The organism is Caballeronia calidae (genome assembly GCF_900044055.2).
In the GTDB taxonomy this organism is placed as follows: Bacteria; Pseudomonadota; Gammaproteobacteria; order Burkholderiales; family Burkholderiaceae; genus Caballeronia; species Caballeronia calidae.
In genome coordinates this window covers 18,459-30,848 of the sequence record NZ_FCOX02000025.1, presented here as the reverse complement: position 1 = coordinate 30,848, position 12,390 = coordinate 18,459, and the positions used below count along the sequence as shown (strand labels likewise).

General features: G+C 65.1%; 17 protein-coding genes. 9 read left to right on the top strand and 8 right to left on the bottom strand.

The window, feature by feature from the left end; genetic code table 11:
* Window positions 1-13: 13 nt before the first annotated feature.
* Window positions 14-727, bottom strand: coding sequence for an ABC transporter ATP-binding protein (locus AWB78_RS21955; protein ID WP_062608055.1), 714 nt, complete (start codon window positions 725-727; stop codon window positions 14-16).
* Window positions 724-1,563: an ABC transporter permease subunit gene (locus tag AWB78_RS21950; protein WP_062608053.1), complete on the bottom strand. Its 840-nt coding sequence runs from the start codon at window positions 1,561-1,563 to the stop codon at window positions 724-726. The genes AWB78_RS21955 and AWB78_RS21950 overlap by 4 nt, the downstream gene beginning before the upstream one ends.
* A gap of 283 nt (window positions 1,564-1,846) precedes the next feature.
* Between AWB78_RS21950 and AWB78_RS21945 the strand changes: the two genes are divergently transcribed.
* Window positions 1,847-3,049, top strand: coding sequence for an acyl-CoA dehydrogenase family protein (locus tag AWB78_RS21945; protein ID WP_062608051.1), 1,203 nt, complete (start codon window positions 1,847-1,849; stop codon window positions 3,047-3,049).
* A gap of 153 nt (window positions 3,050-3,202) precedes the next feature.
* Here the strand turns inward: AWB78_RS21945 and AWB78_RS21940 are convergent, their stop codons facing one another.
* The 3 genes from AWB78_RS21940 to AWB78_RS21930 form a co-directional block, all read right to left on the bottom strand.
* Window positions 3,203-3,841, bottom strand: a complete 639-nt coding sequence (locus AWB78_RS21940) for an NADPH-dependent FMN reductase (RefSeq protein WP_062608049.1) — start codon at window positions 3,839-3,841, stop codon at window positions 3,203-3,205.
* 137 nt (window positions 3,842-3,978) lie between these two features.
* Window positions 3,979-4,641 (bottom strand): HAD family hydrolase, encoded by a 663-nt coding sequence (locus tag AWB78_RS21935; protein WP_062608048.1) that lies wholly within the window; start codon window positions 4,639-4,641, stop codon window positions 3,979-3,981.
* Window positions 4,642-4,759: 118 nt separating this feature from the next.
* On the bottom strand, window positions 4,760-7,120 hold the full coding sequence (locus AWB78_RS21930) for a hybrid sensor histidine kinase/response regulator (RefSeq protein ID WP_062608047.1): 2,361 nt from the start codon (window positions 7,118-7,120) through the stop codon (window positions 4,760-4,762).
* A 413-nt stretch (window positions 7,121-7,533) separates the two neighbouring features.
* Here AWB78_RS21930 and AWB78_RS46670 point away from each other — a divergent pair, with 413 nt between their 5' ends.
* The 3 genes from AWB78_RS46670 to AWB78_RS21920 all read left to right on the top strand — a co-directional run bounded on the left by AWB78_RS46670 (window position 7,534) and on the right by AWB78_RS21920 (window position 8,428).
* Window positions 7,534-7,758 carry a hypothetical protein gene (locus tag AWB78_RS46670; RefSeq protein ID WP_157697591.1) on the top strand — a complete coding sequence of 75 codons (225 nt, stop codon included), beginning with the start codon at window positions 7,534-7,536 and terminating at the stop codon, window positions 7,756-7,758.
* Between the two features lie 80 nt (window positions 7,759-7,838).
* A complete protein-coding gene (locus tag AWB78_RS21925; protein WP_232477788.1) occupies window positions 7,839-8,051 on the top strand; it encodes a hypothetical protein in 213 nt (70 codons plus the stop codon).
* A 155-nt stretch (window positions 8,052-8,206) separates the two neighbouring features.
* Complete coding sequence (locus AWB78_RS21920; RefSeq protein WP_062608045.1) at window positions 8,207-8,428, top strand: DUF2934 domain-containing protein; 222 nt, start codon at window positions 8,207-8,209, stop codon at window positions 8,426-8,428.
* Between the two features lie 28 nt (window positions 8,429-8,456).
* Here AWB78_RS21920 and AWB78_RS49765 read toward each other — a convergent pair whose 3' ends face one another.
* Window positions 8,457-8,687 (bottom strand): DUF3331 domain-containing protein, encoded by a 231-nt coding sequence (locus AWB78_RS49765; RefSeq protein ID WP_062608043.1) that lies wholly within the window; start codon window positions 8,685-8,687, stop codon window positions 8,457-8,459.
* Between the two features lie 21 nt (window positions 8,688-8,708).
* On the opposite strand from AWB78_RS49765, the gene AWB78_RS21910 reads away from it, so the two are divergent.
* Complete coding sequence (locus AWB78_RS21910; protein WP_062608041.1) at window positions 8,709-8,900, top strand: hypothetical protein; 192 nt, start codon at window positions 8,709-8,711, stop codon at window positions 8,898-8,900.
* Window positions 8,901-8,908: 8 nt separating this feature from the next.
* Here AWB78_RS21910 and AWB78_RS21905 read toward each other — a convergent pair whose 3' ends face one another.
* Window positions 8,909-9,151, bottom strand: a complete 243-nt coding sequence (locus tag AWB78_RS21905) for a hypothetical protein (protein ID WP_062608039.1) — start codon at window positions 9,149-9,151, stop codon at window positions 8,909-8,911.
* Window positions 9,152-9,272: 121 nt separating this feature from the next.
* Window positions 9,273-9,899 carry a dihydrofolate reductase family protein gene (locus AWB78_RS21900; protein WP_062608167.1) on the bottom strand — a complete coding sequence of 209 codons (627 nt, stop codon included), beginning with the start codon at window positions 9,897-9,899 and terminating at the stop codon, window positions 9,273-9,275.
* A gap of 484 nt (window positions 9,900-10,383) precedes the next feature.
* Between AWB78_RS21900 and AWB78_RS21895 the strand changes: the two genes are divergently transcribed.
* Genes AWB78_RS21895 through AWB78_RS21880 form a run of 4 tightly spaced genes read left to right on the top strand, consistent with a single transcriptional unit; the run spans window position 10,384 to window position 12,388 of the window.
* Window positions 10,384-11,079: a beta-ketoacyl synthase chain length factor gene (locus AWB78_RS21895; protein WP_062608037.1), complete on the top strand. Its 696-nt coding sequence runs from the start codon at window positions 10,384-10,386 to the stop codon at window positions 11,077-11,079.
* The gene (locus AWB78_RS21890) at window positions 11,066-11,857 is read left to right on the top strand and encodes a lysophospholipid acyltransferase family protein (RefSeq protein WP_062608035.1); all 792 of its coding nucleotides are present in this window, start codon (window positions 11,066-11,068) and stop codon (window positions 11,855-11,857) included. Before AWB78_RS21895 ends, AWB78_RS21890 begins: the two co-directional genes overlap by 14 nt.
* On the top strand, window positions 11,838-12,137 hold the full coding sequence (locus AWB78_RS21885) for a phosphopantetheine-binding protein (protein ID WP_062608033.1): 300 nt from the start codon (window positions 11,838-11,840) through the stop codon (window positions 12,135-12,137). The genes AWB78_RS21890 and AWB78_RS21885 overlap by 20 nt, the downstream gene beginning before the upstream one ends.
* Window positions 12,138-12,139: 2 nt before the next feature.
* The gene (locus AWB78_RS21880) at window positions 12,140-12,388 is read left to right on the top strand and encodes an acyl carrier protein (protein WP_198399320.1); all 249 of its coding nucleotides are present in this window, start codon (window positions 12,140-12,142) and stop codon (window positions 12,386-12,388) included.
* Window positions 12,389-12,390 lie beyond the last annotated feature (2 nt).

The following is a 12,390-nucleotide window of genomic DNA, read 5'->3' as shown; positions in this document are numbered from 1 at the left end:
GATGCGTGCGGTCTCAGTGAGTTTCGGGAGACCGGACGCCCAGCTCGTCGAGCAGAATGGGCCGCAGTGTTTGCGGCGTGTGGTTTTTCGGTTGGAAGGAAGCGGCGATCCGTCCGGCGCGCATGACGAGAATCCTGTCGGCGAGCGTGAGCGCTTCATCGACGTCATGCGTGACGATCAGCACGCCCGGCTGATGCAGCGCGACCAGCTCCTTGACGAGCCCGTGCATCTTGATGCGGGTGAGCGCGTCGAGCGCGGCGAATGGTTCGTCGAGCAGCAGCAGCGCCGGATCGCGCACGAGGGCGCGCGCCAGCGCCACGCGTTGCGCCTGACCGCCGGAGAGATTGCGCGGCCAGTCGTCCTCGCGTCCGGCGAGTCCGACTTCGGCGAGCGCGCGGGATGCGCCTTCGCGGCCGACCGTCGCTTCATGGCCGAGCGCGACGTTCTCCCATAGCGCGGCCCAGGGCAGCAGACGATGCTCCTGGAACACGACGGACGCACGCTCGGGCGCGCGAATCGTGCCGGCGTCGGGAAGATCGAGTCCGGCGAGCGCGCGCAACAGCGTGGTCTTGCCGCATCCGCTTTCGCCCAGCAGCGCGACGAACTCGCCTTTGCGGATATCGAGATCCAGCGCATCGATGACGACGCGGTTGCCGTAACGCCGTCTGAGGCCGCGCACGGATACCGCGAGTGCGGCGTTCGAATCGAAGGAGCGGGTCGTGCTCATCGTTGCGCTCCCTTTGCGTAGTTCGCGTGCCAGGAAAGGAAACGCGCTTCGAGCACGCGCACCAGCACATCCGCCGCCACGCCGATGATCGCGTAGACGATCATGGTCAGAAGGATGACGTTCGTGTTGAGGAATTCGCGCGCATCCATCGCGAGGAAGCCGATGCCCCGGGTCGTGGCGAGCGTTTCGGCGATCACGAGCGCGAGCCACGCATGGGCGAGGGCATAGCGCACGCCGGTGAGGATCGAAGGCATCGCGCCGGGCAGAATGATTCGCCGCACGATCGCGGGCCAGTCGAGGCCGACGACCTTGGCCAGCTCCATCAGCTTCGGGTCGATCTGTCGAATGCCGAGCATCGTGTTGATATAGAGCGGGAACAGCACGGCGAGCGAAACCAGAAAGACCTTCGCGATTTCGCCCACACCGAACCAGACGATCACGAGCGGCAGCATCGCGAGAAAGGGCACGGCGCGCACCATCTGGATCGAGCGGTCGAGCAGCGCCTGCGCGAGCGGCGAGAAGCCGACCACGATGCCGAGCACGAGCCCGAGCGTTCCGCCGATGACGAAGCCCGCGGCCGCGCGCAGCAGCGACACGCCGAGGTGCACGAAGAGATCGCCGGTGCGGGCCATGTCGAAGGCCGTTTCGATGACGCGGCTCGGCGCGGGAAGCACCTGAGGCGCGATCAACCCGATGCGCGCGGCGGCTTCCCAGAGCAGAACGACCAGAGCGGGGATGATCCACGATAGCCATCGATAGAGCGCGGCCTTCGACAGACCGGCTGCGGCTTCTCTCGAAGCGACATAGCGGGTTGGAGAGGAGGTCAGGTCGGCCATGTCAGTTCCGTGTGAGGCGTGCATAAGAAGTGCTTCATCGACGAGGGAAAGATAAGCGCCCGCATGTGTGCGGCTTGCGAGACGGAGCTTGCAATTAGAGGGCGTCAGGTGCCGCCATGACAAACGGTTTTTTATGCTTAGCTTTTCTCGAATGCCATTGCACGCGATGTCACATGCTTTTCAACGCGCCGTGTTTTCCATATGCGCAAGCATTCGTTCCGGTGCGCGCGATGCCGTTTTATCGTGAGCGCTGCGGCGCCTCATAACAGGACTTTCACATCACATGTCGAACAGGAATCAGAAACTCGAAGCCGCGCTTGCCGCCTTGCCCGACCTGGCAAAGGCCATCGGCGAAGACGCAGCCACGCGCGAGACACGCCGCGAACTGCCGTTCGATGCGTTCGCGCTCTTTCGTCAGTCGGGTCTGGGCAAGCTGCGCTTTCCGCTCGAATGGGGCGGACTCGGCGGCTCGCTCGAAGACGTCTTCAACGTGGTCGCGACGCTCGCCGCGCACGAAAGCAATGTCGCGCATGCGCTGCGCGCGCACTTCGATCAGACCGAAGCGCTGCTGCTTTCGCCGCGCACGCCGTTCAACGAATTGCAGATCCGGCGCGTGGCCGAAGGTGCGATTTTCGGCGGCGCATCGACGGAAGCGGGCACGTCGCGTCCCGGCGAAATCACTACGCAGCTACGGCGCGACGGCGATCACTTCCGTCTCACGGGCCGCAAGTTCTACGCGACGGGCACCGCGTTCTCCGACTATGCGCGCCTTAACGTGCAGGACGAACACGGCGAAGCGGCCATCGCGATCGTGCCGGTTCAGCGGGAAGGCTTGCGCGTGCTCGACGACTGGGACGGCATGGGCCAGCGCATGACGGCGAGCGGCAGTCTCGAATTCGATGAACTCATCGTGCACGCAGACGAAGTCACGCCGCGCGTGCAGACGTCGCTCGCGGGTCGTCACGGCGGCGCGCTGCGTCAGTTGCATCTGGTGGCGGTGGCGGGGGGCATCGTGCGCAATGTCGTATCGGATGCGCAGCGTTACGTGCTGAAGCATGGCCGTCCGGTGCTGCACAGCACGGCGCCGTCCGCGCGCGAGGATGCGTTCATTCAGCAGGTGGTCGGCGAGTTGACGGCGAACAGTCATGCGATCGATGCGCTCGTGCGCGACAGCGCGCGCGTGCTCGAGCGCTCATCGCAAGCGATCCGCAACGGCGATGCGAACGCCGACGCTTTCGTGCTCGAAGGCGCGCTCGCGACCGCGCGCACGCAGATCGTCGTCAGCAGGCTCGCATTGAGCGCGGCGGAGCGCATGTTCGAGGCGGGCGGCGCATCGGCGACATCGCGCGCGCATAACTTCGATCGTCACTGGCGCAATCTGCGCACGATCTTCAGTCACAATCCGCTGCTGCACAAGGCGCGCGTGGTCGGCGATTACGCGCTGAATGGCGCGACGACGCATCTCACGGAAGGGCGGGTGTTTTGAGGCGAATCGAGGCCCGAGCGTGCGTTCACGATGACGCTGCCTGGTTGTGGGGCCGATCTCAGCGCGGCCTGGATTCGAAGCATCGATTCATCGGGGAAGCGCGCGATGGCGCGATTCCCCGCACCGAGCGAACCATGAGCGATGTCGTCGTCGTTAGCCCTGCGCCACGGCCACGCGTTTTTCGACCGCATGCCACGCATCCGGCCGATGCGCGCCGAACGCAAGCGCGAAGCTCGACGCCTGCTGCCCGACCGTGCGAAGCTGCTCGACGACCTTCGGGTCCGAACAGGTATCGACGCTATCGAAGCGCGTCTCCAGCGTGTTGACCGCGGCGCCGAACGGCGTCGGCCAGCCGCGCAGCGCATGCACGATCGAGCGCAGCGACGTCAGCACCGTGCCCGCCGCCTGCCAGCCGTAAGCCGTGACGATGCTGCCGACCGCGCGGCCATCGAGATACGGACGGTCATCGAGCCGCAGTTCTTCGAGCGTATCGAGCGCGTTTTTCACGAGCCCCGAGATGCCGCCGTGATAACCGGGCGTCGCGATGATGAGCGCGTCCGCCGCGCGCACCGCTTCGATGAGCTCGTGCTGTTCGTCGGTCAGTTCGCGCGACTCGGGCGCGTAATGCGGAAGGCTGTGGAGGAACGCGCCACCGAACAGCTGCACGCGCGCACCGGAATCCTGGGCGCCTTTCAGCGCGAGGGCCAACGCGCGTTCTGTCGATGATGCGGGCCGCGTCGTGCCGCCAATTCCGACCACGAGCGGGCGGCGCGATGATTCAGTTCGGGACAAGTCGATGCTCCGGCAAAGTGAACGGCGTGAGCCGTCGGATGGAACATCATAGCCAGCGGGCGTGCGTACCGGAACGCACGATTTTCGCTAACGATATACGCGATTCAGCGAGCGCTTACGTGCGGGAAAGGGAAGACTCAGCGTGTGAGCGGCGATGTGTCGAGATTCGCGAGCAGCGCAGCCGGTCCGGGATACACGGCTATGCACCCTGCTTCTCTCAGCGCCGCCTCGGGGAACGCGCCCGAAAGAAGGCCGATGGCGCGCAAGCCCGCTCGTTTCGCTGCCTGAGCGTCATACGGCGAATCGCCGATGACGATCGCGGCGTCGGCCTCCACCTTCAGCTCTTGCAGCGCCGCTTCGAAGACGTCGGGGTCCGGCTTGGAGCGCTCCACGTCTTCCGATGAAACTTTGACGTCGAGCAGATCGGCGATGCCGGCGATATCGAGGTACACCTCCAGCTCATCTTTTTTCGCCGATGATCCAACGGCGAGCTCGATGCCCTGCGCCCGCAGTTTCTTGAGCAAATCCGGCACGGCCGAGAAAGGCCGCACCAGTGGCAGATAGTTCGCCTTGAAGTGCTGGCCACGCCACTTTTCGAGCTGCTCGCCGTGATCGCGAAGCTGCTCCTCCGAGAGAAAGACCGGCAGCAGCTTGTCTCCGCCCTTGCCGATCTGACTGCGCGCCTGCTCGACACTCACGTCGTGGCCGAAGTGCGCGAACGCTTCGTGCCACGCCAGCGCGTGCAGGTCGACGGAATCGACCAGAGTGCCATCGATATCGAAGATTGCGGCGCGTAGCATGGAGGCCTCTCGTTGGAGTAGCGGCTCTGTTATGCGCGTGGGCGCAGCCGCTTGGTCGTGCCAGCAGTCCTCGTGCCCGTGCCCGAACATGCGCGCTATCTCGCGCCATCAGACGCTCTCAATCCATGAAGCCTCTGAGCACCGCACCCAGCTCTTCGAACGTGAACGGCTTGCGCAGCGCCGCCCAACGGAACGTCAGCGACGGCAACGCCGGCATCTCATAGCCCGACGCGAACACGACGCATATCGAAGGCCGATGCCGGGCGGCCTGCCGCGCCAGTTCGATGCCATCCATCGCGGGCATGCTGAGGTCGGTCATCAGCACGTCGAACGGCTCTTTCTCCAGCCGGTCCAGTGCACCGTGCGGCGATGTCATCGATGTCGGTGCGTGGCCGAGCAGGCTCAACTGCGCGTTGATGGCCTCGCAAAGATTGGCGTCGTCATCGACGAGCAGCACGCGCAGCGCTCGCCCTTCGGTCGCTGCCGCTTTCGGCTGTGCGGAACCGTTGCCGTCCGCGGATTTTTTCGCGCCGTCGAGCATCTGCCGTATCTTGTGGGCGAGCTGGTCCCGGCCATAGGGCTTGCTCAGCAATTCGACGCCCGGATCGAGCCTGCCGCCGTGGACGATCGCGTTCTGCGTATAGCCCGACGTGAACAACACTTTCATGCACGGCAAGAGACGCGTGGCCTGCGCCGCCATGTCGGTGCTGCTGACCGGTCCGGGCATGACCACATCGGAGAACAGCAGATCGACGTCGATGCCGCTGCGCAGCACCGTCAGCGCCTGCTGCGCATCGTCGGCCTTGAGCACGCGATAGCCCAGCGCCGTCAACGTATCGACGGCGGTCGACTGCACCTTGGGATCGTCCTCGACGACGAGGATCGTTTCGCTTCCGCCTTTGACCGGAGCGGCGCGCGCACGCGGCGGCGGCTCGACCGCCTGACCGGTGGAGCGGGGCAGATAGATCTTCACGGACGTGCCGTGGCCGACCTCGCTATAGATCTTGATATGGCCGCCGGTCTGCTTCACGAAGCCGTATGCCATGCTCAGCCCGAGGCCCGTGCCCTGACCTTCCGTCTTCGTGGAGAAGAACGGGTCGAACGCGCGCTCCAGCACGTCCTGCGCCATGCCCGTTCCCGTATCCGTCACGGCGAGCAGCACGTATTGCCCCGCGGTGACTTCGAGCTCGGACGCGACGTACTCGTCGTCGAGCATGGCGTTCGACAACTCCATGGTCAGCTTGCCGCCTTGCGGCATCGCATCCCTCGCGTTGATGGCGAGATTCAGGATGACGTTCTCGAGCTGATGGATATCGACGGACGTGTTCCACAGCCCGCCCGCCACCACCGTCTCGACCCGGACGGTTTCGCCGAGCGCGCGCCGCAGCAGATCGTCCATGCCGCGCAGGGCCGCGGCCAGGTTGATGATCACGGGCTGCAACGGCTGCTGGCGGCCGAAGGCCAGCAGTTGCGACGCGAGCTTCGAGCCGCGTTCCACGGCCTCGATCGCTTTCGTGATGCGATCCCGGGTCCACGCATCGCGGTGATGCCGCGTGTCGAGGAGTTCGAGATTGCCGCGCAGAACCTGAAGCACGTTGTTGAAATCGTGGGCGACGCCGCCCGTCAGTTTGCCGACGGCTTCCATCTTCTGCGACTGAAAGAGGGCCTTGCGGGTCTCTTCCAGCACGCGGCTGGCTTCCATGCGCTCGGTGATGTCGCGCGTGATCTTGGCGAAGCCGACGAGCGTGCCGGCGTCGTCGCGGATAGCGTCGATCACGACGTGCGCCCAGAATCGCTTGCCGTCCTTGCGCACGCGCCAGCCTTCCGCTTCGAACCGCCCTTCCCTGGCGGCGATCGCGAGACCGCGTTGAGGCAGGCCGGACGCCGCATCCTCCGGCGTATAGAAACGCGAAAAATGCGAGCCGATGATTTCGTCCGAGCGATAGCCTTTGATGCGGCGGGCGCCCGCGTTCCAGTTCGTGACGATGCCTTGCGGCGACAACATGAAGATCGCGTAATCCGTCACGCCGTTCACGAGCATGCGGAAGCGCTGCTCGCTTTCGACGACAGCCTCGTGCGCGACGCGCTTGTCGGTCATGTCGCGGACGATCTTGCCGAAGCCGAGCAGGTGGCCCTCGCTGTCGGTGAGCGCGGTGATGACGACGTTCGCCCAGAAGCGCGAGCCGTTCTTGCGAATGCGCCAGCCTTCCGATTCGACGCGCCCCGCGCGCCGCGCGGCGGCGAGCAGGGCGGCGGCGCTGCCCCTTTCGCGATCTTCCGGCGCGTGAAACAGGTCGAAGGAGCGGCCGATGACTTCGTCGGCCTGGAAGCCGTGGATCTCGATCGCGCCCACGTTCCAGGTTTCGATGATGCCCTCGGGAGACAGGCCGATCACCGCATAGTCGCGGACGGAGTTGACCCACCGGCGGCACCAGTCGTCGGGAATCGAGAAGTCGTCGTGCTGTTCGTCGCCTCGCATTATCGGAATCCGTTTCTTGTGCTTTCCACTTTTGAGCGTGGCGCAGAGTAAAGGCCGCGCAAGCATACACTGTGCCTCGCGCCGCTTCGGGACCGCGCCATTTCCAGCCGTTGTCCGGCCTCGAGCGCAAGCCCGCCCGCAGCGCTTTGGTCATGCGAAACGAAACCGCGTGTTGTCGATGACGAGGCGCGCCCATACGGACATAGTGCGCCTGCGCGGCGCGGCGCGTGCTTCTCGCGGCCGAATCCATCCATGACAGCGGCGACGGCCGCGCCTTTCCCGTCATCGCTTCAGGGTAGCCGAAAGCCACGCTATACGTACATGGAAGTTTCGATCGCGACGCTTCATAACGCGATTTCGAATGCGGACAATGACTACAGCGTGGCAACAAGTGCAAAGCGCACACGGGAGAGATGAGTCACACACGCGATGTCACCTACAAGGGTTATCGGCTGACAGCAATGGCGATCGTAGATGGCGAGATGTACTCGGCCATGCTCATCGTGTGCGATCCGTCCGGAACCCGAAGGGCGAGCGGCACGCTCGGCAAGTTCGCGAGCGCCATCGGCGCCGAGCGCTACGCCCTCGCGTACGGCATGGCCGAGATCGATCACAGAAGTGCGCCGCTGCCGGACTAGCGTCACCGGCGATGCCGCTGCGCATCGAAAATCGTGCTGCTTCAGCGTCAATGCAGGTTTGCGGGGTCACGAAAATGAAAATGGCTCACAGACTGAAGTCGTCCACGGCGGGGCCGGTTTGGGGACTGGCGCTCGGCATACTGCTGACGGTTGCCGGTGCCGCGCTATGGTGGTCAGGCGATCCGTCTTTCTCCGAAAGCCGATGGGACAGATCGGCTGCCGTGGCGGCGTTGCTTGCCGGCGTGTTCCTGGTGGTGTGCGCGGGACGTGAGTTGCACCGCCATCACAAGTGACGTCGCGCGTTGCGGGAAGCACGCGCGAACGTAATCCCCATTCCTTCCAACTCGGACCGGTCGGGAGCGCCCGCGGCATGACGGTTGCTGGGCGGGTGAGCGGGCAAGCGCCAGGCGAATCGACAGCGACGTCGTCGCATAACACGGAGGGAGTCATGGACGATCAGAGAGAGCAGGACCGCATCCGTCGTCGTGCATACGAGATGTGGGAGCGCGACGGCAGTCCCGAGGGACGCGCCGAGGAATTCTGGCAGCGCGCGATAACGTCGATCGAAGAGGAGGATTCAAGCGGCCAGACAGCGGACGCCGATGCCGACACTGCGCGCAGCGAGTCCGAGCGTATGGCCGAGGAGAAGAGCGGCGCGACGGGAAAATAACCGCCCGGGGCCCGTTCCTGTCCACGGTTCAATCTGAAACCGGCGCATCGAGAATGTGATGCGCGGCGATCACGGAAGATTCGTGGATCGCGGGCGGCTTCGTCTTTCGCGGCCGGAAGACGAGGTCGCCTCGCCGGATGCGTTCGCCGCTGATCGCGCAGACATCTTCGCCGTGCGCTCTGCCGAGCGCCCAGACCTGCTCGGCAAGACCGGAGCACGCGCGAGCCTTCGCGATGTTTATCGCGGCGCGTGGGGGCATTCGTCATAACGGAGAACCGTGATGAACCTGTTTCGGAATCGCGCGCTGGCGGCGGCGCTGCTCATCGCCGTGACGGCGTTGTCCGCCTGTTCGAAGAGTGGCGACAACGCGACTTCCAGTCTTGGCGGTCACGGCAGTCCGGGCGGAGGCGCATCGAGCCCTGCCGAGGCCGGAGGCGGTCCGGCATCGAGTGCGGCTGGCGCAAGCCAATAGCCGGGCGGCTAGCGCACCGGCTCCCGCTGCGCGCTGCGCATCGTCTCGAACTGTTCGATCTGGTTGAACCCGTACTCGACGGCGAACTGTTTCGCGTCGCATGCATTGGCGAATCGCTTCAGGACGCCGCTCGCCAGCTGGTCGCCGTTCGGCAGCCGCACGATGAGCATGGCGGCGAACATCGAGCCGTCGGGTACGGCGAGCCCCGTCAGCAGGTAACCCTTGAATGTCGCCTCGATCGTCTGTTCCATGCGGCCCCCGGCCGGTTCGCGCTTCCCCGTGACGTGCAGCGATCATCGCGCCCGAAGGGGGTGTTCCGGGGCACGAGGCGATGTTCGTATTGCTCGCCTTCGAACTGGGGGAGGCGCGGGGCTAATCAGCTTGATCGAACGATCCGGTGCGCACTTCGCCGTCGCGGATGTAGCGCGTGATCAGCACGCCGCCCGGCGTGCCGGCCGAGTGCGCCAGCGTGAAGGCGGACGGCAGCGCGTCCTCGCCGAACAGGCGCTTGCCGCGCCCGAGCAGGACGGGGTAGATCAGAAGCCGAAGCTCGTCGATCAGGCCGGCTGCGAGCAGTTGGCGCACGAGGTTGCCGCTTCCGAATGTCAGCAGATCGGCGCCTTCCTGCCGGAGCAGCGTGCGTATCGCGTCGACGGGATCGCCCTCCAGCGCATGACTGTTCTGCCAGTCGAGTTCATCGGGCCGATGCGTGGCCACGTGCTTGGGCACGCTGTTGAAAAGATCGGCGATCGCGCGGCTGCCCGAATCGGCCGGCACGCGCGGCCAGTACGGCGCGAATATGTCGTAGGTGCGGCGCCCGAGCAGCAACTCGAACGGGTGTGAGAGCAGGTCGTGCAGATGTTGCCCGATGGCTTCGTCGCCATAAGGAACGATCCAGCCGCCGAGCCGGAACTCGCCGCCGGGATCTTCCGCAGGTCCGCCGGGGGATTGAACGACACCGTCCAGGCTGACGAAGACGGAAACGATGAGTTTGCGCATGAGGCTCTCCAGGTAGACGGACACGCCCGGTCCGCAGATACGACGAACCATTCCGACGCAAATCGACAGGCCATGAAAATTCAACGGCCGGGCATGCAATTGGATCTTTCCGAAACGATAGGAATTTTCAGCGACGCACGAGATTTCGCTCGCAGCGCGACCCGTGCAATCACGGGCGAAGCTCCGCCACGCATAGGCGCTGGTGGCGCGTTCCGGAACACAGCCCGGCGGCCCATGCGTCGCGGCGATGAGACGGACAACGGCGAGCGCCGCATTTGTGCTGAATTCGATGTGGATGGTCTGTAGAATCCCGCACCTGAAAATCGACGGACGCCGCACTGCCTGCCCTGTCGCCACGCTCAATATTTCCCGCGTCGTGCCGTTATCCCATTTTTAAGCAACCAATAAAGAAGCACCGGGCGGCTCAGCCGCCGGCGGATGTCCTTGCCTCAGGTGCCAACCGTCTCCACGCGCGAACATCGACATGTCCGATCTGCACTGGACCATTCCGGTTGCACGCTGGTCTTTCTGGCCGGCGGCCGCATCCGTTGCACCCGACGTCGGCTTCATCGAGCCGATGATGCGGCGCAGGCTCAGCACGCTGTCACGGGCCGCGCTGAAGGTCGCGCACGATTGCGCCGCGGATGTGCCCGCCGTTCGCGTGATCTTCGCGTCGCGACACGGAGAACTGCGCCGCACGACCGACATCCTGCGCGACATCGACGCGAGCCGCACCGTCTCCCCGACTGCCTTCAGCCTTTCCGTGCTCAATACGATGACCGGCATATTCGGCATCGTGCGCGGCGACCGCACGGCGGCGAGCGCGTTGTCCGCGGGCGCCGAGACGCTCGGCTATGCGCTGCTCGAAGCGCACGCGCAATACGCGACGGACGCCTCCACGCCGGTGCTGCTCGTGTATGCCGACGAACCCGCCGATGCCGCGTACGGAACGGTCGAGGACGAAGTCGAGGGCGGCGCGCTCGCGATCCTCGTCGATGCGTCCGCGCAGACGGGGCGGCTCGAATGCGCGCGCACCGCAGGCACCCGTCCCGCCGATGCAACGCGCGCCTCGTTCGCGTCGCAGAGCCGGGCCGTGCAGCACTGTCTCGATCGACGGACGGCGTCCCAATGGCGCGGCAACGCGTCCGACTGGCAATGGTGCTGGCATGAAGGCGCTTGATTACTGCTGGCGCTTCGCCGCAACCGCGCTCGCGTTCACCGTGTTCGGCATTTGCGGGCTCGGCTTTTCGCTGATCCTGTTTCCGCTCGCGTCGATCTGGCCGCATCGCGAATCGAAGCAGCGCGCGATCGCCGCGATCATTCACGTGTTCTTCCGCGCGCTGGTCGCCGTCCTCGTCCGGGCCGGCGTGATGAAGCTCGACACGCGCGGCGCAGCGGCGTTGAACCGCGCGGCGGGCCAGCCCGTGATCGTCGTGGCGAATCACCCGACGTGGCTCGACGTGATGGTGCTGCTGTCGCTGACGCCGCGCGCGTGCTGTGTCGTGAAGAGCGCGCACTGGAGCAATCCCTTCTTCTGGGGCGTGGTCCGCGCGGCGGAGTACGTGAGCAATTCGGACCCCGTCGAACTCGTCGAAGCGGGCGCGCGGCAACTCGCGCGCGGCTACACGATGATCATTTTCCCCGAGGGCACGCGCAGTCCGACGCCCAACCGGCTGCACGCGTTCTCACGCGGTTTCGCCCACATGGCGCTGCAATCCGGCGCGCCGATCCTGCCCGTGCTGGTGGATTGCGATCCGCCCGCGTTCACGAAGAACATGCGCTGGCACGACGTGCCCGAGCGCGCATTCCACATGCGCGTGAATGTGCTCGAGCCACTCGGCGCCGACGAACTCGCACCGCGCGACGAGCCGCCCGCGCTGGCCGCGCGCACGGTGACGAGCGCAATCCAGGCTCACATTACCAAGCATCTGATCGACTATGGATTCTTTAAAGCTTGAAATCAAACGGCTTCTGATCGAAGCCCTCGATCTCGACGACATGACGCCCGACGACATCGACGACGACGCGCCGCTCTTCGACACCGACGGCGTGGGTCTCGATTCGATCGACGCACTCGAGATCGGCATCGTGCTGCGCGAACACTATCAACTGACGATCGCGGCGAACGACGAGCGCACGCGAGAGCATTTTCGTTCGATCAACACGCTCGTCGCGCTGGTGGCGAGCCAGCGCGAGCTTGCGCATGTGTCGGACGACACCACGAAAGAAGGGGAATGACCGTGACCGAGACCGATATCCTTGAACGCATCCGCGCGATCTTCGAAGAGAACTTCGGGATTGCGCCCGAGCGCGTGACGCCCGAAGCGCATCTCTTCGAAGAGCTCGATCTGGACAGCATCGACGCCGTCGATCTCGCGATCAAGCTGCAGGAGATGACGGGCCGCCGCATCAAGCCGGAAGAATTCAAATCGGTGCGTACCGTCGCGGATGTGGTTGCCGCGGTCGAGTCGCTGCTGGTCGCGCAGTAACG